This window comes from Tenacibaculum agarivorans (assembly GCF_001936575.1).
Taxonomy (GTDB): domain Bacteria; phylum Bacteroidota; class Bacteroidia; order Flavobacteriales; family Flavobacteriaceae; genus Polaribacter; species Polaribacter agarivorans.
Map to the genome: position 1 here is coordinate 62,392 of NZ_MSMP01000009.1, position 19,322 is coordinate 81,713.

General features: G+C 30.2%; 20 protein-coding genes. 8 read left to right on the forward strand and 12 right to left on the reverse strand.

Features of this window, described 5'->3' with window-relative positions:
- Positions 1-9 precede the first annotated feature (9 nt).
- A complete protein-coding gene (locus BVC87_RS08570; protein ID WP_200799178.1) occupies positions 10-825 on the forward strand; it encodes a 2OG-Fe(II) oxygenase in 816 nt (271 codons plus the stop codon).
- Position 826: 1 nt separating this feature from the next.
- Here BVC87_RS08570 and BVC87_RS08575 read toward each other — a convergent pair whose 3' ends face one another.
- The 5 genes from BVC87_RS08575 to BVC87_RS08595 all read right to left on the reverse strand — a co-directional run bounded on the left by BVC87_RS08575 (position 827) and on the right by BVC87_RS08595 (position 6,677).
- Complete coding sequence (locus BVC87_RS08575; RefSeq protein ID WP_075341953.1) at positions 827-1,912, reverse strand: glycosyltransferase; 1,086 nt, start codon at positions 1,910-1,912, stop codon at positions 827-829.
- Between the two features lie 176 nt (positions 1,913-2,088).
- On the reverse strand, positions 2,089-2,574 hold the full coding sequence (locus BVC87_RS08580) for a GNAT family N-acetyltransferase (RefSeq protein WP_075341954.1): 486 nt from the start codon (positions 2,572-2,574) through the stop codon (positions 2,089-2,091).
- A gap of 83 nt (positions 2,575-2,657) precedes the next feature.
- Positions 2,658-3,584 (reverse strand): malate dehydrogenase, encoded by a 927-nt coding sequence (mdh, locus tag BVC87_RS08585; RefSeq protein ID WP_075341955.1) that lies wholly within the window; start codon positions 3,582-3,584, stop codon positions 2,658-2,660.
- 125 nt (positions 3,585-3,709) lie between these two features.
- Positions 3,710-5,566, reverse strand: a complete 1,857-nt coding sequence (locus BVC87_RS08590; RefSeq protein WP_075341956.1) for an NHL repeat-containing protein — start codon at positions 5,564-5,566, stop codon at positions 3,710-3,712.
- A gap of 100 nt (positions 5,567-5,666) precedes the next feature.
- On the reverse strand, positions 5,667-6,677 hold the full coding sequence (locus BVC87_RS08595) for a DUF6588 family protein (protein ID WP_394331631.1): 1,011 nt from the start codon (positions 6,675-6,677) through the stop codon (positions 5,667-5,669).
- A gap of 134 nt (positions 6,678-6,811) precedes the next feature.
- Here BVC87_RS08595 and BVC87_RS08600 point away from each other — a divergent pair, with 134 nt between their 5' ends.
- Both BVC87_RS08600 and BVC87_RS08605 read left to right on the forward strand, forming a co-directional pair.
- Positions 6,812-8,470 (forward strand): ArnT family glycosyltransferase, encoded by a 1,659-nt coding sequence (locus BVC87_RS08600; protein ID WP_075341958.1) that lies wholly within the window; start codon positions 6,812-6,814, stop codon positions 8,468-8,470.
- Entirely contained in the window at positions 8,463-10,109 is a 1,647-nt protein-coding gene (locus BVC87_RS08605) for an ArnT family glycosyltransferase (RefSeq protein WP_075341959.1), read from the forward strand. Before BVC87_RS08600 ends, BVC87_RS08605 begins: the two co-directional genes overlap by 8 nt.
- Here BVC87_RS08605 and BVC87_RS08610 read toward each other — a convergent pair.
- Genes BVC87_RS08610 through BVC87_RS08630 form a run of 5 tightly spaced genes read right to left on the reverse strand, consistent with a single transcriptional unit; the run spans position 10,101 to position 14,130 of the window.
- Entirely contained in the window at positions 10,101-10,688 is a 588-nt protein-coding gene (locus BVC87_RS08610; protein WP_075341960.1) for a phosphatase PAP2 family protein, read from the reverse strand. The genes BVC87_RS08605 and BVC87_RS08610 overlap by 9 nt on opposite strands.
- Positions 10,678-11,730 carry a peptidylprolyl isomerase gene (locus BVC87_RS08615; protein WP_075341961.1) on the reverse strand — a complete coding sequence of 351 codons (1,053 nt, stop codon included), beginning with the start codon at positions 11,728-11,730 and terminating at the stop codon, positions 10,678-10,680. The genes BVC87_RS08610 and BVC87_RS08615 overlap by 11 nt, the downstream gene beginning before the upstream one ends.
- Positions 11,731-11,787: 57 nt before the next feature.
- Positions 11,788-12,573, reverse strand: a complete 786-nt coding sequence (locus BVC87_RS08620; RefSeq protein ID WP_075341962.1) for an FKBP-type peptidyl-prolyl cis-trans isomerase — start codon at positions 12,571-12,573, stop codon at positions 11,788-11,790.
- Positions 12,573-13,112 carry a gliding motility-associated peptidyl-prolyl isomerase GldI gene (gldI, locus tag BVC87_RS08625; protein ID WP_075341963.1) on the reverse strand — a complete coding sequence of 180 codons (540 nt, stop codon included), beginning with the start codon at positions 13,110-13,112 and terminating at the stop codon, positions 12,573-12,575. Before gldI ends, BVC87_RS08620 begins: the two co-directional genes overlap by 1 nt.
- Positions 13,105-14,130 carry a DHH family phosphoesterase gene (locus BVC87_RS08630; RefSeq protein WP_075341964.1) on the reverse strand — a complete coding sequence of 342 codons (1,026 nt, stop codon included), beginning with the start codon at positions 14,128-14,130 and terminating at the stop codon, positions 13,105-13,107. The genes gldI and BVC87_RS08630 overlap by 8 nt, the downstream gene beginning before the upstream one ends.
- A gap of 80 nt (positions 14,131-14,210) precedes the next feature.
- On the opposite strand from BVC87_RS08630, the gene BVC87_RS08635 reads away from it, so the two are divergent.
- A complete protein-coding gene (locus tag BVC87_RS08635) occupies positions 14,211-15,203 on the forward strand; it encodes an alkaline phosphatase D family protein (protein ID WP_075341965.1) in 993 nt (330 codons plus the stop codon).
- A 60-nt stretch (positions 15,204-15,263) separates the two neighbouring features.
- Positions 15,264-15,683, forward strand: a complete 420-nt coding sequence (locus tag BVC87_RS08640; RefSeq protein ID WP_075341966.1) for a nucleoside-diphosphate kinase — start codon at positions 15,264-15,266, stop codon at positions 15,681-15,683.
- A gap of 259 nt (positions 15,684-15,942) precedes the next feature.
- Here the strand turns inward: BVC87_RS08640 and BVC87_RS08645 are convergent, their stop codons facing one another.
- A complete protein-coding gene (locus BVC87_RS08645; RefSeq protein WP_075341967.1) occupies positions 15,943-16,239 on the reverse strand; it encodes a DUF721 domain-containing protein in 297 nt (98 codons plus the stop codon).
- A gap of 3 nt (positions 16,240-16,242) precedes the next feature.
- Positions 16,243-17,322, reverse strand: coding sequence for a DNA replication/repair protein RecF (recF, locus tag BVC87_RS08650; protein ID WP_075341968.1), 1,080 nt, complete (start codon positions 17,320-17,322; stop codon positions 16,243-16,245).
- Positions 17,323-17,423: 101 nt separating this feature from the next.
- On the opposite strand from recF, the gene BVC87_RS08655 reads away from it, so the two are divergent.
- The 3 genes from BVC87_RS08655 to BVC87_RS08665 all read left to right on the forward strand — a co-directional run bounded on the left by BVC87_RS08655 (position 17,424) and on the right by BVC87_RS08665 (position 19,322).
- Positions 17,424-18,212 carry a tetratricopeptide repeat protein gene (locus BVC87_RS08655; RefSeq protein WP_075341969.1) on the forward strand — a complete coding sequence of 263 codons (789 nt, stop codon included), beginning with the start codon at positions 17,424-17,426 and terminating at the stop codon, positions 18,210-18,212.
- Between the two features lie 86 nt (positions 18,213-18,298).
- Positions 18,299-18,805: a 6,7-dimethyl-8-ribityllumazine synthase gene (gene ribH / locus BVC87_RS08660; protein WP_075341970.1), complete on the forward strand. Its 507-nt coding sequence runs from the start codon at positions 18,299-18,301 to the stop codon at positions 18,803-18,805.
- Positions 18,806-19,040: 235 nt separating this feature from the next.
- On the forward strand, positions 19,041-19,322 hold the full coding sequence (locus BVC87_RS08665; protein ID WP_075341971.1) for a riboflavin synthase subunit beta: 282 nt from the start codon (positions 19,041-19,043) through the stop codon (positions 19,320-19,322).

Here is a 19,322-nt window from a genome sequence, read left to right on the forward strand (position 1 = left end):
AACTATCACTTGAATACTAGAGAAGAAATAGCCGATTTTATGTATAATAGACTCCTCAAACATAAAGAAGAGTTATCTATTCAATTTCACTCTTCTTCAGAATCCATCGGATATTTTATCATTGATGATCTACTTCCTGATAACATAGCAGAACGTTTTTACACACTTTTCCCAACAGAAGATGAAATTGTAAAACGTAAAAATTTACGTGAATACAAATATGTCGCTTACGAAATGAATAAATACCATACGCTATTAGAAGAAGCTATCTATGCCTTTCAAGATGAAAAAATAGTACATCTAGTTTCTGAAATTTGTAGTTTAAACGCTATTTATCCTGATGATTTTTTATATGCTGGTGGATTGTCTTTAATGAAAAAGGATAATTATTTGAATCCTCATTTAGATAATTCTCATGATCGAGATAGAAATCGTTGGAGGGTATTGAATTTACTTTATTATGTGACTCCCAATTGGGCATTAGAAAATGGTGGAAACCTAGAGTTATGGAATAAGGGACTAAAAAACAGTCCTATAACTATACAAAGTAAATTTAACAGATTAGTGGTTATGGCCACACACCAAAAATCTTGGCACTCAGTCAGTAAGGTAAATATTGATAAAACAAGATGTTGTATTTCTAATTATTATTTTTCTGATCAACCTTTATCAGCTAATGATACTTTTCATGTAACCACATTTAGAGGTAGACCTGAAAAAAAACTTAAAAATATGGTATTGACTTTAGATTCTGGAATTAGAGGTTGGGTTAGAAAATTGTTTAAAAAGGGGATTCGAGAAAATCCTCATCAGTATAAAAAGTAACTTATTTTAAATTGTCAAACAATTCAAGTAATACACTTTCTTCATTTTCCCAAATTAATTCTTGTTTGGCTTTCAAAAGTTGTTCATGATAATCTTTTTCTTCCATTTGCTGGATTTGTTTAGCTATCATTTTCGGAGTTCTATCTATAATTACTTCTCCTACTCCATAGTCTTTAACAATTCTCTTCATTTCGGGTAAATCAGAACATAATACTGGAATTTCTGCTTGTATGTAATCGAATATTTTATTGGGTAGTGCATACCTGTAATTTAAACCTAAATCTTCTTCCATAGAAATTCCTAATACAGCATTTGGGGTGATTTGTTTCAATTCTGAAGGTGTTACTTTCCCATAAAAAAGTACTTTGTCTACTAAATTTTCTTTCTTGACTTTATCCTGTAAAGACTGAAGAATGTCTCCTTTCCCTACTATTAAAAATATATAATCTTCTAAATACTTCATGGTATCTATCATGAGTTCTAATCCTCTTCCTAGATTAACAGCTCCTTGATAGATAATTATCTTTTTATCTGTAGAAAATTGCAATTCTTTTTTTTCTACACTCCTTGTAAAAGGTACATTTCGTAGTATTTTAAAATGGGTGTTGTAATTCTCTCGATAATGGTTGGCTATACTTTCACAAACTGTGTACGCATTTTTTAAATTAGGAATTATTTTTTTCTCCAAGAATAACCAAATATTTTTTACCAATTTACGATCTACCAATTCTGGTATTTCTGAAAAAAGTTCATGACTATCAAATACTAGTTTCTTACTTTGAAACCTACTAATCAAATAATTAGGAAGTAAAGAATCTACATCATTAGATAAAAGAATATCTTTTTTAGAAAAAAGTAACAAAAAAAATAATCTGACATTGAATTCTGCATAAAACAAAAAACCATTGGTAAAAAACACCTTGAATCTTTTAGTTTGGTATGTTCTTGTTAATAATTCTTTTCTTTTAGATTTTAAACATCCCATAAGTAATACAGAATATCCATTATTATGTAGAGAACTACAAACTTTATGAACACGTTGATCGGTTATTAAATCATTAGATACAGAAACTATTATTTTTTTCAAGAAAATAGAATTTGGACCAATATAAAAAGAAAAACCCGCTTCGAAGAAGAAGCGGGAAATTGCTATGAAAAACTATGAAAAAGAAACTTTAAATACGTCTCTGATACTTAAGACGTACAATTTTCTTTATACTTACGGCTTTAAGATTTTTTTAACATTTTTTAAATATCATGAGTTTATTCGATCTTTTTTACCATCCAAACATTACAACTTGAGTGTCCAGAATTTCCTAATTGTTCTTGTAAAACTTTGAATCCTGACCTTTCATACATTGAAATCGCTTTAGAAAAATGAGGTAAACTTTCTAAATAAATATGCGAGTATCCTAACCCTTTAGCTGATTCTATACTTTTTAGCATTAATTCTTTTCCAACACCTTTTCCTCTAACAGTATCTGAAATATAGAACTTCACCAACTCACAATAACCTTCTTCTAATCCTTCTGTAGGATAAATACCACAACATCCAACAGGTTCTCCATCTACTTCTGCTACCCATAATATTGAGCCTTTTACTGTAAATAACTCATACAACTGATCTGTTGATGCATCAGAATATACAGTTCCTGTTCTTGGCGCATCAAACTCTTCAATTGTGTTTCTGATCATTTTTGCTAAAAACGGATTGTCTTCAAGTATTACTTTTCTATATACTGTAGTCATTTTCAAAAATTTTATATACTAAGGTAAAACAAAAAAGCAATCTTTTAAAAGATTGCTTTTGATTATTGTATACTTAGAATTGATTAGAATTCTAAATTAGCATTATTTGTTTTAACTGCATCTGCAGAAGCTGTTAAGTGCTCTTTTTCTGCATCGCTTAAATTAATTTCAACAATACGCTCAATTCCATTTTTACCTAATACTACTGGTACTCCAATACATAAATCAGATAATCCGAACTCACCATCTAATAAAGCTGAACAAGGGAAGATTTTCTTAGTATCACAAGCAATAGCTTGAACCATTCCTGAAACAGCAGCTCCTGGTGCATACCAAGCAGAAGTACCTAATAAGCCAGTTAATGTAGCACCACCAACTTTAGTATCTTGCTTTACTTGCTCTAATCTTTCTTCTGATAAGAATTCAGATACTGGTACTGAGTTACGAGTAGCTAAACGAGTTAAAGGAACCATTCCTTTATCAGAGTGACCACCGATTACCATACCATCAATATCAGAAATTGGTGCTTCTAAAGCTTCAGCTAATCTATACTTAAAACGAGCAGAATCTAAAGCTCCACCCATACCAATAATTCTGTTTTTAGGTAAACCAGTTGTTTTGTGCACTAGATATGTCATAGTATCCATTGGATTAGATACTACAATGATAATAGTGTTTGGAGAGTGTTCTATTAAGCTAGCAGATACTGCTTTTACAATTCCTGCATTAATTCCTAATAACTCATCACGAGACATACCAGGCTTACGAGCAATACCAGAAGTAATTACACAAACGTCTGAACCAGCAGTTTTGCTATAATCACCAGTAGTTCCAACGATTTTAGTATCAAAATTATTTAAAGAAGCAGTTTGCATTAAGTCCATTGCTTTACCTTCAGCTAAACCTTCTTTAATATCTACTAATACTACTTCAGAAGCGAAATCTTTGATTGCAATGTACTCAGCACAACTAGCACCTACTGCACCTGCTCCAACAACTGTTACTTTCATTTTATATATTTTTTATTGTAAATTAATAATTAAGTCGAACAAAAATAGCTATTTGGCCACTGATATAAAATAAAAACTCATGGAAAATTACCATGAGTTTTTTTATGAGTTATAAATAGTAATACTTAAAACTTGTGAGCTGATATTAAATGATTCTTTTCATTTAAGAAAACAATGTTATCAACCTGATCAATTACATAGTTTGGAGTTTTATCTAACAAATCAATAGATCTTTCAACTTCACCTGTCTTTTTATTTATTTTCAATATTTTGTGTATGGTAGGTTGGTCGTCTCTTTTAACCTTAGTTACAATAAACTGACTATCTTTTGTTTTTTTAGAGTTAAAAAACCTTTTTGAAGTTACACTAAATACTTGTTGCCATTGTGTATCTTTAGCTCCTTTAACATATAAACCTACAATTTCAGAAGTCTCCGAAGTTCCATCCGTTTGATCTTCAGATGTCCTATAAGCACCATTAGATAAACTACTTAACATTTTAATATTATCTAAAGATCCTTTGATATCTAAATCTACACCTGCAAAAGCTAATCCTAATTGTGCTACGCCTACTAATCCTTCCACAGACGATGCAGGCTTGTAATAATCTGTATACTTTACCGTACCGTCTGGTTTTAATAACGACATATGTTGATCAGTGTATAATAAATACCCTTCTCCTTTAATATACTCAGCAACTAATGGAGTTTTTCTCTTTACACTCTTTAACTCAACATCTTCAGCGAATAGGTTAATTTCTCCAGAATTTAAATCAAACTTATATCCCTTTTCATTTTCAAATAACACTACTTTATCTTCTTCTTCATCAAAAGTAACTGCGGGTATAGATTTAAACTTTACATCACGTTTCCAAACATCTTTACCTTTATTAAAATCTAAAATATTTGATCGTTCTGTAGAAATATATAATATTCCCTTACTAGTTGCTGTAATGTAATAAGGGTAACCATCTACTCCAGTATTCCAAATCTTTTTACCTTCTTGAGATACTAAAGCAACCTCTCCTTTTTTCTCTTCTTTACCTACAGCTATTAATCCTTTTTCGTGAGGAATTACCTCATCAAGGTTGTCTATTTTAAAACTTTTTTTCCACTTAAATTTATTTGTTGCTGGATCAATAATATTAAAACCTTCCGTTTCAACTAAAATTAAGTTCCCTGTCGCATCAGAAACAACATCAATCAAAGTTCCTCTTAATTTTAATTTCCCTGGTGTAATATCGTTACCATTAGTAGGATCTAATACTAATAATTTACTAGATTTCTTTACACCTACATATAAACTGTTATTTTTATCTGAATATACTAGTGCATTCACTTTCTTTCTTGCTTCATAATTCCATGTTATAGTTCCTTTTGCAAAATCTATAGCATAAATTTGTTCTTTAACCCCAATAATTAAGTTATTTTCCGATGGGAAAAATGGTCCATGATCTATAAATGATCCTCCAAAAAACTTGAAGATTCCTCCTACTTTACCTAAGTCAATAATCCAGTTCAATTTTGTATTAACAATATCGAAACTCATTAACTTTCGATTCTTATTTTCTAAAAGTTCAAATAAGATTACTCCTTTATCATTTAATGTGGTATAATTTTTAATTCTATACCCTTCATCCTTTGTATCGAATACTATTTCTCCTGTATTAGAGTTTAATATTATACCTCTAGTTTTACCTACAACAGGACTATATTCAACATAGAAAAAAGGTAAACCTTCAATATTTAAAAACGTTTTTTTATCAACTGCTTTTAACTCTTTGTTATGCCATATGATTTCACCATTAGTATGATTCATAGCAAGAAGACCTTTAGCTCCAGAGGCAATTATATTACCTTCATTAGATTGTTTAATCCAACCTACCTCGTATAGCTCATTTTTTAAATCCTTTTCCCATACTTTACTTTGTCCATAACTAGCCCAACTTATAATTAAGACGGCTAAAAAAAATTGTACTCTCATTTTTATATTTTAAGAATTTCTTAACAAATGTAGTTAAATTATATAAAAAAAGGATCTGCAGTTTTTGCAGACCCTTTTTTTAATGTCTTCTAAGTATATTTTATCTGAAGCTGAAAGCAATTCCAGCGTTTAAAGAACCGTACTCTTGTAAAGTATAACTTCCATATATTTTGAAGAACCCTAAACTTAATCTAGTCCCTACTGTAGCATTGAAACTCCCTGTACTAGAACTTAATGAAAAAGGATTGGTAACTGTTTCTGTTATTGCTACCGATGGAGTAGTAGTTGTTTCATATGTTAAAACATATTCTCCTAACACGTTTAAACTGGTACTTCCTCCATTATATCCAACTCCTCCAAAAAAGTTGATCACTGGAAGATTTAGAGATGCTATAGCTTGTACTGTGTATGAATTTAAATCAAACTCTATAGCTCCGTTATTAGTTGCTACGTCTCCTGTAGCATCTTCTATATCATAATCTACATTCATATTAGTGTACGCTGCTAATAATGAAATATGTAGAGGTGTTTTATCTACAACCCCAAACCAATCCGTTATTTCCTTTTTCAGTCCAACTCCAAATAGTCCTCCTTTTACATTATCAGATCCTACTTTGGGTACAAATCTTAACATTACATCTAGTTTAAATGGCAATCCCACACTAGCTTGAAGTGAAGGAGCCGGTACTGCATTAAAAGGCACATCATCTCCTACTCCTTCTGGCATTAAAAAGTCCGCAGAAACATTTTGTCCTTGTACCGTAGTTGTATAAGTTACTGTTGCTCTTTGATCTGTACCTCCAGCTACTGTTGGGGTGGTATTTCTGTCTGAAGAAGTTGCATTAGATAATCCAATAGTACTAATATCAAAAACTTTATCTGCATCAGGGATAAAGGAAAAATTACCTCCAATGGAAATGTCAAAACCAAACTTTTTATGAACTTTAGCGGTATGATACCAACCGTTGTTCATACTGTATACAAATCCTTTAAAAGAAGGATCTAAATACGCATTCATTAACTTTTGAGCATCATCTCTAGCTAATAAAATTGTTTCAACATCTTGTGAAAATGAGCTCATCGTAGATACCATAAAAAGGGATAGTAATATCTTTCGCTTTTGATTATAATTGTTAGTATTCGAGGTAAAAGATAGAAATTTTAATGATACAATTGATAATTAAACCTAAGTATTAACACTAAAATACTTTTAGCATTTGATTTTTTAACTCTAGTTTTGTCTTTATGAAATTATCTATTGAATCTAAATATTCTCTACCTATTTTTTTATTCGCTTTATTTGTAATAAATCTATTACAAGGGTACTTCACAGAACTTATTGCTGATGAGGCGTATTACTGGACATATAGTAATCATTTATCTTGGGGATATTTTGATCATCCTCCAATGGTAGCTGTATGGATAAGTATTTCTAAATTATTTTTTTCCTCTGGTGAGTTGAGTGTCCGTTTTTTCTCTTCAATAACATTACCCGTAACTTTTTATCTTATTTGGTTGTTAATAGATCATCCTAAAAAAAGAGACTATATAAAATTATTCATACTCTTAATATTATCTACATCTTTGTTCAATGTTTATGGTTTTATAACAGTACCAGATACTCCTTTACTCTTTTTTGTTGCATTATTTTTATTAGGGTATAAAAAATATTTAAAAGATCAACATGTATGGAGTTATCTAATTTTAGCATTAGCTATGGCTGGCATGCTATATAGTAAATATCAAGCCGTGCTGGTAATCTTTTTTGTACTACTTTCCAATTTAAAAGTTGTAAGAGATTGGAAAATATGGCTTATGTCATTAGTAACTCTTGCACTCTTTTTTCCTCATTTATATTGGCAATTTGAGAATGATTTTCCTTCTTTCAAGTACCATCTTTTTGAACGAAAGGAAAATACGGAATATAAGTTCAGAGACACTTACATGCACATCATAAATATGATTGTGATTTTTGGTTTTACATTTCCTATTGTGTATGCATCACTAATCAAAAATTTAAAAAATAAAGACCTTTTTCATAGAGCTTTAAACTTTTTAGCAATAGGGTTCATTGTTTTCTTTTTTATTTCGACGTTTAAAGGGCATGCACAAGCACAATGGATTGTACCTATTTCAATTCCGCTTATTATTATTCCTTTTTACTATCTTATTGAAAATCCAAAAAAGGTAAAACGCTTTACTTATTTGGCGGTAATCACTATAGCTTTAACCACGTATTTACGATTTGCTATGGTACATGATAACTTACTGCCTATTCAATTTGAAATGCATGGCAATAAAAAATGGGTGAGCGCTTTAGATCAAAAATTAAATGATGAAACTCCTCTTTTTTTAAATTCTTATCAAAACACATCGCTTTATTGGTTTTATACAGGAAAGAGACCTTATCAATACAATTCCTGGAGTAGTAGAAAAAACCAGTATGATTTGTATGATTTCAACACTAATTATACTATTGACAATACTACTTTAATAGGAGTTTGGAAAAGAAATAATCCTACAGATTCTATTCCTAAAAGAAATAGAAAAAAGATTTTTATAAAAAAATTATCTAATAGTTATAAAAAAATTACAAAGGATAATATTCATTTTGAATTGATTAATCCTAAGGTAAAAGAAAATGCTAACAACATAATTTCAGTTAAATATCATATAACTTCAAAAGAAGATATGGAAAAACTGAATTTAATTATTACTTTAAAATCAGGGGGGCGTAGAATATTATGTAATGCTGCACTTCATCGAGATACCATATCTTTCTTTGTTCCTAAATTGAAAAAAGACTTTAGACCAACTGAAATTCAACTTGTAGGTAGTACCAATAACGAAACTATCCCTGTACGATTAAGCTCTATTGAAAAATGTGATTTTATCTATGAATAAGCACCTAACGTATATTAGTATAGCTATACTTATCTGTATCATTACCTTAATAGGTTTACCTTTAAATCTTATGCCGCCTGATGCTGCTCTTTATGGGTCTATAGCTAAAACTATGCATCTGAATAATGATTATATTAATTTATACTCTTTAGGAAAAGATTGGTTAGATAAACCTCATCTTCCTTTTTGGTTGACTGCAGTATCTTTTAAGATTTTCGGGATCTCAAATTTTGCTTACAAATTACCTGCCGTATTAACTTTCTTATTTGGAGTATGGGTAACTTTTAAATTTACTGAAGAAAATTATAATCGTAAAACTGCCATTTTAGCTACCATTATATTGTCTACATCGTTACACAGTGTAATTTCTAATTTTGATGTTAGAGCTGAGCCTTATTTAACTGGTTTTATAATAGCTGGTCTCTATTGGCTTTATAAATATGTAAAGACAAAAAAATTCAAAAATTTGCTCTTAGGTAGTTTATTTTGTGCCTTAGCTGTAATGACTAAAGGTATATTTGCTTTAATTCCAATAATAGCTGCTTTAGGAGGACATTTACTAGTACATAAAAAATGGAAAGAAATTTTAAATCCAATGTGGTTGATTGGCATTCTACTTATCACACTATTCATAACTCCAGAATTGTATGCTTTATACCAACAGTTTGATATGCATCCTGAAAAAATAGTTTTTGGTAAAACTAATGTATCTGGAATCCGTTTCTTTCTTTGGGATAGTCAATTTGGGCGATTTTTCAATACAGGACCAATTAAAGGTCGTGGTGATGTTTTCTTCTTTTTACATACTATTTTATGGGCTTTCTTGCCTTGGGCAATTCTATTTTACATTGCTTCATTTTTAAAGATTAAAAGGAACTTTAAGAAAGTACAGCCACAAGAAGAATTCTATTCTATTTTTGCTACAATTACAACATTAGTAATTTTTTCTCTAAGTAAATTTCAATTAGCTCATTATACCAATATTGTTTTTCCTTTTATGGCAATACTAACAGCTGATTTTATCGTACAGCTATCGACAAAGTATCAAAAATCAATCAAAACATATAAGGTATCGCAGTGGTTTTTAATATCAATTGTTTTTATAGCCATTACTCTAATAAGTATATTTTTACAGCCTAAATTCAATCCTCTTTTCATTTTAGTTGCTATAGCATGTATTGCGACTATTTATGTTATACAAAAAGAAAGAAACGACACAATACACAAAATTTTTCTGTATAGTTCTGTCAGTTTTTGCTTATTATATGGTTTCATGTTAACACATTTTTATCCTACTCTATTTAAATATCAAGGCGGTGTTAATGCAGCTAAATATGCAAATACAGCATTAAGCGGACAGAAAATCCATTTTATTGATAATGGAACACACAATTTTGGATTCGAATTTTATTTAAACTCTACTATTAAAAGGGTAAAAAAAGAAGATTTAAAAAATAAACCAGAAGCTATTTTTTATGCTAATAGTAAAGATTTAGAACTCTTAGATACTATAAAAATACGCTACACTATTTTAAACGATTTTGATTTTTATAGAATTACGAAACTGAAAGGTAAGTTTGTCAATCACAAATCGAGACCAGAAACATTAAGAAAGAAATACCTTATTAAATTAAACTAGCTTTTCTTTAAATACTTTTAGGTATAATAGCTTGTATACTTTATAAAATAAAGTTCCAAACAATATTCCTGATATAAAACCTACAGAAACATCTACTGGGTAATGAACTCCTAAGTAAATTCTACTATAACCAAATAGTAATGGAAAGATGAGTAAAAAATAGATGAATTTAAATCTACTCTTTAATAGTAAAATAATAAAAACAGTAAAGGTTGTAGATAATGAGGCGTGACCTGACCAAAAACTTTTTCCTCTAGGTTTGTATGAGAATTGTCGTAAATATTCTTGTAATTCTGGGGTATTACATGGTCTTAAACGACCTGTAGTATTCTTAACCAAATTGGTAAACTGATCTGAAAATGCCACTAATACTGTTATAAACAACAACGTGAACATTGTTTTTTTAAATCCGAATCTAATCGAGATTAATATTAAAATAAGGACAAACAATGGAATCCAGTTTAGTTGATTTGTTATTGTCAACCACATAGCATCCCATTGCTTGCTTCCTAAGTTATTGAGATAAATTAAAAGCTCTTTATCTCTTTCTAGTATACTATCAAGTAAATTATTTGCCAACTTTTAAAACTTCTATTTCAAAAATAAGATCTGTATTCGGTTTTATTACAGGTAAACGACCAACTTCACCATATCCTAAATAGCTAGGAATAAATAAGCGTGCTTTTTCACCTTCGTGTAATAATGAAGCTCCTTCCTTCCAACCAGAAATTAAAGGATAATTAGGATCGTTAATTGTAAATGTAAAAGGTTGTTTTCTATCTAAACTAGAATCTATCTTATTTCCTAAATCATCTAATAATGTATAATGAACTGTAGTAGGTAAATTTGGATTTACTTTTTTACCTGTTCCTGCTTTAAGTTGTAAAACTTTTAGTCCCGAACTTGTTGTTTCAGCATCATAATACTTAAATTCTTTTTTGATATTCTCCTTAGCTGTTTTTATTTTACGTTGCCTTTCTTCTTCTCTAGCTTTTGCGTTGTCAAGCTCAGTTAAAAATATTTGAGGCGCATCAAAGTTCTTAGCCGTTTTTCCTACTCTGATAATATCTACCTTGTTGATAACATCATTTTGTACTATAGTATCTACAATATTTTGTCCGTAAGTAACTTTTCCAAAAATTGAATGTTTACCATCTAACCAAGGAGTTTCTTTATGCGTAATAAAAAATTGAGAAGAGTTTGTAGCTGGCCCAGCATTTGCCATAGACAATACACCAGCGCTATCGTGTTTATAAATTAACTCCCCTTTGTCATTTAAAGGAAATTCATCTTCAAATCTATATCCTGTACTTCCTCTTCCTGTTCCCGATCGGTCTCCTCCTTGAATCATAAAATCTTTAATAACTCTATGAAATTTTATACCATCATAATAAGGTTTTCCTTTCAATGAATCATTCAACTTTGGATTGTTTCCTTCAGCTAGAGATACAAAATTAGCTACAGTCATAGGCATTACATCTGAATGTAATTTCACTAAAATATCTCCTCTATTAGTTTGAATATCTGCATATAAACCATCTGTTAACTCAGGATATTTTGCTGTTTTACAAGACGAAAGAACCGCAATAACTAAGACTAAAATAAACTTAATTGGTTTCATTATTTTTAAATTTAAATAAAAAAGACATTAGTTAGAAACTAATGCCTTTAGATTTTTTTAGTGTCCGTGACCGTCTCCTTTTGAGTGTTTATCAGCAGTTCCAGCTGGTGGAAGAATCTCTAATAATTCAACATCAAAAACTAAAGTTGAGAAAGGTTTTAATTTAGGACCTCTTTGTTGATGTCCGTAAGCTAATTCTTGAGGTATAAAAAACTTATACTTAGAACCTGGCTTCATTAATTGTAAACCTTCAGTCCATCCTTTAATTACTTGAGTAACTCCAAATTCTGCAGGTTGATTTCTATCTACAGAACTATCGAAAACTGTTCCATCGGTTAATGTACCATGATAATGAACTTTTACTTTATCTGTAGTTTTAGGAGTTTCTCCGTTTCCTTCCTTTATAACTTGGTATTGTAATCCACTTGCAGTAGTAATAATTCCATCTTTACCTTTATTATCCGCTAAAAACTGTTCGTTTTCTTTCTTATAATCTTTGAAATCTTCTTCAGCTTTTGCTTTCATTTCTTCCTCACGCTTCTTCATTTGTGCCATTCTAACCTCTTGAAAATATTGACTAATTATTTTCTCAGTTTCTTTTCTATCTATTAAAGTAGCGTTAGCAGAATCAATACCTTCCATATATCCTTGGATATATAAATCAGGATTTAAATTTTTTGCTGTTTCGTCAGTACTCATACGCATTGCAGTATTTACACCAATGGCATAACTCACTGAATCTATTTTGCTATCAAGACTGCTTTTCGTTTTTACTTGTCCATTGTTACATGACACAACTACTACTCCAAGGGCTACAGTAGCCAAAAACTTAGTTAATTTCATTACTTATTATTTACTTGTTTAATATCTATTAATGTTAGTTTGCTTTTTAAGCTTTGATTTATTCCTATTTTATTTCCATCTCCAGTAACTCCGTAAGCTCTAAAGGAAGGAATGACAAATGTAATGGTTTCTCCTTTTTTCATCAACTTTATTCCATCTTGTAAAGCAGGAATAAAATCTTCATGATCTACTTTGTAATCGATAGTTTGATCTCCATAAATTAAACTATTATTAAAATCGGTTACATTATAACGTATAGTTACTACGTCTCCTTTAACTGGTGGTTTAGTATGTAACGTATCTTGTACATGATACGTATACCAAAACCCGCTAGATGAGTTTATATAATTTGTGAGTGTATCTTTTGCCAAGTAATAGGCAATGCGTTTTAGCTCAAGATCATTTAGTTTTTTATTCTGTTTCAATACTTCTTTGTAGAAGCTACTAGTTGACTGATCTTTTGGCCTTCTGGCTTCTGGTGATGTACAACTCAACAAAGTAATACCCAAAAACACATAAAAAAACACTCTGTTAATCATACGATTCTACTAATTCTTGCTGATATTTTGGTAATAAGGATTTAAACCTTACAATAGTATCTTCAATAGATTCCTCACTTCTACCACCAGCTGCATTATCATGCCCTCCACCACTAAAGTAATTACGGGCAAATTTATTTACTGAAAACTTTCCTTTAGATCTTAATGAGATTTTTATAATCCCTTGTTCTAAATCTTGGATAAATATTGCCGCAAATATAATTCCTTTAAGAGACAACGCATAATTTACTACGCCTTCGGTATCTCCTTTTTGATAATTAAATTCATCTTTATCTTTTTGAGATAATACGATAAAAGCTGTTTTATATTCTGGTAAGATTTCTAAATTACTTAACGCTCTACCTAACAATTGTAACCTGCTAAAAGAGTTAGCATCATAAATATTACTATGTATCTTATCATTTTTAGCTCCTTTATCTATCAAATTTGCTATGATTCTATGCGTTGTACTTGTGGTAGATCTAAAACGAAAAGAACCTGTATCTGTCATTATACCTGTATACAAACAGGTAGCTATGTTTTCATCTATCAAATCTAGATCTCCAAACATTTCAATAAAATTGTATACCATTTGACAAGTAGAAGACATACTTGTATCAGAATACATGTAAGCAAACTCATCTGGCTGCTGGTGATGATCGATTAGAGCAAAATCGTTCTCATATTTTACCAACGTATTTTTCATATCATCTCCAACTCTGTGTAGTGCATTAAAATCTAGTAAAAATATGATTTCAGATCTGTTTAATGCTTTTACAGATTGATTATTTTGACGATCAAATCTATATATGGTTTCGTATCCTGGTACCCAATGCAAAAAATCAGGAAATTCATTTGGCATTAGTACTTGTGTCTTATGTCCTTTTTTATCAAAATAATGTTTCAAACCTAAGGTTGAACCAATTGCATCTCCATCAGGATTTTTATGACCTATAATTACAATACTCCTTGAAGTTTCAAGGTAAGTAGACAGTTCTTTAAAGTTTTTTAACAACATAGACAGCGAATATACAATTTAATATTCTTTTAAATATTTAGTAATATCTGGTTTGTTTATTTGTTCCTTATTTTTACCAGATGAATAAACTAATAACACTACTATTTATTGTATTCACTTCGCATTTTATATACAGTCAAAGTGATTTTACAATAGCCTTTGGATCTTGTAATAAACCATCAATGGAAAATATGTTATGGGATGATGTCATTTCATTACAACCTGATGTATGGCTTTGGGGTGGCGATGCCATTTACGCTGACACTGACGACATGCTTAAAATGAAAAAGGATTATGAAATGCAATACCAACAGAAAGGATATACAAAACTTTCTGAAAAAGTAACTATTTTAGGTACATGGGATGATCATGATTATGGTAAAAACGATGCAGGTGCTGAATATGCTTATAAAAAAGAGAGTCAACAATTATTTTTAGATTTTTTAAAAGTAGATCAATCAGACCCTAGAAGAACTAGAGAAGGAGTATATCATAGTCAAGAATTTAAAACTCCAAAAGGTACTGTAAAAGTTATTCTATTAGATACTCGTTATCATAGAACAGCTTTAACCAGAAAAGATAAAAAGTATGTTCCTAACACTTTTAATGAAGGTACACTATTAGGAACAAAGCAATGGGAATGGTTAACACAAGAGTTAACAAATTCTACAGCTGACTTTACTATTATCATGAGTAGCATACAAGTATTGTCTAGTCAACATCGATTTGAAAAATGGGCTAATTTCCCTCATGAAGTGAGTCGACTATTTCAATTATTAAAAACTTCACAAGCTAAGAATGTAATTTTCTTATCTGGAGATAGACATATTTCTGAATTTTCAAAAACTACTATTAAAAATGTACCGTATCCTGTTATCGATTTTACATCCAGCGGACTTACCCATGCATACAAAGGATTTACAAGTGAAGAAAATAAATTTAGAGATGGGCATGTAGTTTTTACAGAAAGTTATGGTGTTTTACAATTTAATTTTGAACAGAAAAAAGTTATATTTCAAATGCGAGGAAATGGAAATTCTATTTTACAAGAAATTTCCCAGACCTATCCTTAACTTGCTAGTAACATTAAAAAATGTATTTTTGCGCGAAATTAAAATTTGATTCAAATACAAATGGCAACAAATAGAACTTTTACAATGATTAAACCAGATGCAGTTGAAAACGGACATACTGGTGCTATTTTAGAAAAAATTAATGCTGCAGGGTTTAGAATTGTAGCAATGAAGAAAACACATATGACCAAGCGTGATGCTGAAACTTTTTACGCAATTCACAAAGAGCGTCCATTTTTTGGTGAGTTAGTTGAGTTTATGACTCGTGGTCCTATTGTTGCTGCTATCTTAGAAAAAGAAAATGCTGTTGAAGATTTTAGAGCTTTAATTGGTGCTACTAATCCTGCTGAGGCAGCTGAAGGAACAATTAGAAAACTATATGCTACTTCTATTGGAGAAAATGCTGTTCATGGATCTGATTCTGATGAAAATGCTGCAATCGAAGGTAGTTTTCACTTCTCAGGTAGAGAGATGTTTTAATTTGAGACTTAGACTCAAAGAATAAAACTTTAAGATATTAACTCGTTACTTTTTAGTAGCGAGTTTTTTTTATTAATTACTTTAAAAAAACATTGTATTCCATTTTTTTGCTACAAAAGCTACAGCTATGTGAGTTTCAAAATAAAATCACATAAACCTACATTCATGTTATTTTAAAAGAAAAATGTCTTTTCTAAAAAATCTTTGTCTTAGTTATGGCTTCGACAATGCTCAGCCATCAACTTCTAACTTCTAACTTCTAAACCAACATAATCTTCTTGATTACTTGTTCACCCATTTCCTGATTCATCATATGCATAATTTTTTCTTTTCCGTAGGTTAGCTCCTCACGTAAAACCGAAGAACTTAATCTCACTATTAATGTCCCATTTTGCAATTTTACTTCATTGGTATATGAATGTACACCTGGTCCCATTAATTTTTCCCACGCTTCTTCTACATGAATCTTTTGAAACCCTTTTTCTAATTTATTTTCTTTTATAAAAGCTCCCATTAAATCTTTAATAGAAAAACTTTCATTCTCTCTTTTTGCCATATGCTATAAGTTAAAGATTTGATAGGATTTATTACTTTGTTTTACCACACTTTCTGTTCGTTCGGAATGTGTATCTGTGATAAAAATCTGACCAAATTCATCATTATTTACTAAATTAACTATTTGAGCTACTCTGTGTTCATCTAGTTTATCAAAAATATCGTCCAATAATAAAATTGGAGTAATTTTAGATTGCCTTTTTATAAACTCAAACTGTGCTAATTTCAACGCTATTAAATACGATTTCTGCTGTCCTTGAGAACCAAATTTTTTGATTGGATACTCCCCTATTTGAAACGTTAAATCGTCTTTATGAATTCCTGCAGATGTATACTGCAATATCTTATCCTTTTCTAATTGTTTTTCTAAGAGTTGTGTAAAACTCATGTCTTTTAATTGACTTTTATAACTCAAATTTACTTTTTCCTTATCATTCGAAATCACCTGATACTTTTCGTTAAAAATAGGAGTAAATTTTTCTAAAAATTCACTTCTTTTTTGATGAATTTCATTTCCATATGTTACTAATTGATCATTATATACACTCAAATTTAAAGCGTCAAACGTTCTATTTGCTGCAAAAAACTTCAATAACGCATTTCTCTGATTCAATACTTTGTTATATGAAATTAAAGCAGACAAATATTTTTTATCTTGCTGAGAAATAACTCCATCTATGAATTTTCGTCGTGTTTCGCTACCTTCAATAATTAAATCACGATCCGCCGGAGAAATGATTACTAAAGGAAATTGTCCTATGTGATCTGAAAATCTATCATATACTTTCCCATTCCTTTTCAACACTTTTTTTTGTCCTCTTTTTAATGAGCAAATAATTTTTTCTGATCTCTCATTCACCATATAATCTCCTTCAACCACAAAAAAATCTTCATCGTGTTTTATATTCTGTCCAGCTATAGGATTGAAATAACTTTTGGCAAACGACAAATAATAAATCGCATCCAAGACGTTCGTTTTCCCCACACCATTATTACCCACAAAGCAATTGATCTTTTTTTCGAAATTAAATGCTTCTGATGCAATATTCTTAAAATTCACTAATGATAATTTCTGTAAATACACTCCTCTTTCGGTTTTAGGACAGGAAATGCAAAATAACGAAAAATCAACTTTTAAAATCCAATTAAAAAAACTATTTTTGCGCCACTAATTTTATAAGAACTATGGCAACATATAAAAAGAGAGGATATAAACCTAAGAAAGAAAAGGTTGTTGATGAAGTTATTGAAGAGACATTTGATGAGTCACAAAGTGATGTAGCAAAAACATTTGAAGGATTAGATGAAGTTGCGAACAAATCAGAACAATGGATTGAAAAAAATAGCAAGCCTTTATTTTATGGTTTAGTTGGAATTGCAGTTCTTATTTTAGGGTATTTAGCTTACAATAATTTTGTAGCTGAGCCTAATGAATTAAATGCTTCTAACGAATTAGCTTACCCTAGATCTTTCTTTGATCAGGCAGAAAAAGCTGCAGGAGTTAAAGCGGATAGTTTATATAATTTAGGATTAAATGGTGGTGAAGATGGAAAATATGGTTTCTTAGATATTGCTAAAACTTTTGGAAGTACTAAAGCTGGAAATTTAGCAAACTATTATGCTGGAATTTCTTACTTAAGAATGAAAGATTACAAGAATGCAATTTCTTACTTAAGTGATTTTAATTCTGACGATGAATTATTAGGTCCTACTGCTTTAGGTGCTATTGGTGATGCTTTTGCTGATATCGATCAACCTGGAGATGCTTTAGAGTACTACGAAAAAGCTGCGAATAAAAAAGATAATGAGTTCACTTCTCCTATGTTCTTATTTAAAGCTGGACAGTTAGCTATGAAATTAGGTAAGTATGATAAAGCCGCTGGTTTTTTCACAACAATTAAAGAAAAGTATGCTACTACTCAAATAGGTAGAGATATTGATAAATATTTAAATAGCGCGAAATACGCGAAATAAATTTTAAATTTCTCGTCATTACGAGGAAGAATGACGAAGTAATCTATTAAAAAGATTGCTTCATTTCATTCGCAATGACAATAAAAATGGCAACAACAAACTTATCACATTACGATAAAAACACAATCCCAAATGCGAAAGATTTTCGATTTGGGATTGTTGTTTCAGAATGGAATCCTGAAATTACTAAAAGCATGCACAATGGGGCTATTGAAGCCTTAGTAGATTGCGGAGCACTACCAAAAAATATTGTTTCTTGGGATGTTCCTGGAAGTTTTGAATTGGTTTTTGGGTGTAAAAAAATGATTGAAACCGAAAAACTTGATGCTGTAATTGCTATAGGAAATGTTATTCAAGGAGAAACAAAACATTTTGATTTTGTTTGCGAAGGTGTTACACAAGGTATTGTAGATTTAAATATTAAATATGATGTTCCTGTTATATTTTGCGTACTAACTGATAATACCAAACAACAATCTATTGACCGTTCAGGGGGAAAACTAGGTAACAAAGGAATTGAATGTGCTATTGCTGCTATTAAAATGGCTGCCATAAAAAATAAAGGACTTCAAAAATCTACAGTAGGTTTTTAACTTGAGTTAGTTATAAAGTTTGAAAAGTTGTAATTAAAGATTTAGCAAATCTAAAATCATAATTTAAGTGATTTAAAAGTTAAAAGACTCAAAATTAAAAAAGTTCATAAAGTTTCCAACTTTATGAACTTTATAACTTCTTTACTTCTTTGGTAAAATAATTATTCCGTAATTTTGATTATATGTTTTTGGTGTAGTTTTTGTCATATAAAAACAAACTACTAATTAACATCATATGGGTATTTTTAAAAAACAACATAAAAAGTTCGAATATAAGCCTCGTTACTATAAAGGTGAGGGAAATCCGTACGAGTTTAAACACAAGTTTGACGAGTATAGAACTACCGTAGGAAAGCGAAAATCTATAAAAGATAAAATCTTTACCGCTGTAGATGAATTTAAGTCTTCTGAATATGGAGGACTAAATAAAACGATTGTAATTATTGCCGCAATTTTAACACTTATATTCTTATACCTGATTGACTTTGATCTATCAATATTTTTAAGAAAGCGTTAA

What these genes read in the sequence shown, in the direction of transcription:
- mdh (WP_075341955.1), bottom strand. Translation starts at nt 3,584, where the DNA reads ATGAAAGTAACAGTTGTTGGAGCAGGTGCAGTAGGTGCTAGTTGTGCT.
- BVC87_RS08640 (WP_075341966.1), top strand. Translation starts at nt 15,264, where the DNA reads ATGGCAACAAATAGAACTTTTACAATGATTAAACCAGATGCAGTTGAA.
- BVC87_RS08615 (WP_075341961.1), bottom strand. Translation starts at nt 11,730, where the DNA reads ATGAAACCAATTAAGTTTATTTTAGTCTTAGTTATTGCGGTTCTTTCG.
- BVC87_RS08655 (WP_075341969.1), top strand. Translation starts at nt 17,424, where the DNA reads ATGGCAACATATAAAAAGAGAGGATATAAACCTAAGAAAGAAAAGGTT.
- BVC87_RS08590 (WP_075341956.1), bottom strand. Translation starts at nt 5,566, where the DNA reads ATGAGAGTACAATTTTTTTTAGCCGTCTTAATTATAAGTTGGGCTAGT.
- BVC87_RS08620 (WP_075341962.1), bottom strand. Translation starts at nt 12,573, where the DNA reads ATGAAATTAACTAAGTTTTTGGCTACTGTAGCCCTTGGAGTAGTAGTT.
- BVC87_RS08630 (WP_075341964.1), bottom strand. Translation starts at nt 14,130, where the DNA reads ATGTTGTTAAAAAACTTTAAAGAACTGTCTACTTACCTTGAAACTTCA.
- ribH (WP_075341970.1), top strand. Translation starts at nt 18,299, where the DNA reads ATGGCAACAACAAACTTATCACATTACGATAAAAACACAATCCCAAAT.
- BVC87_RS08645 (WP_075341967.1), bottom strand. Translation starts at nt 16,239, where the DNA reads ATGGCAAAAAGAGAGAATGAAAGTTTTTCTATTAAAGATTTAATGGGA.
- gldI (WP_075341963.1), bottom strand. Translation starts at nt 13,112, where the DNA reads ATGATTAACAGAGTGTTTTTTTATGTGTTTTTGGGTATTACTTTGTTG.
- BVC87_RS08580 (WP_075341954.1), bottom strand. Translation starts at nt 2,574, where the DNA reads ATGACTACAGTATATAGAAAAGTAATACTTGAAGACAATCCGTTTTTA.
- BVC87_RS08665 (WP_075341971.1), top strand. Translation starts at nt 19,041, where the DNA reads ATGGGTATTTTTAAAAAACAACATAAAAAGTTCGAATATAAGCCTCGT.
- BVC87_RS08600 (WP_075341958.1), top strand. Translation starts at nt 6,812, where the DNA reads ATGAAATTATCTATTGAATCTAAATATTCTCTACCTATTTTTTTATTC.
- BVC87_RS08635 (WP_075341965.1), top strand. Translation starts at nt 14,211, where the DNA reads ATGAATAAACTAATAACACTACTATTTATTGTATTCACTTCGCATTTT.
- BVC87_RS08605 (WP_075341959.1), top strand. Translation starts at nt 8,463, where the DNA reads ATGAATAAGCACCTAACGTATATTAGTATAGCTATACTTATCTGTATC.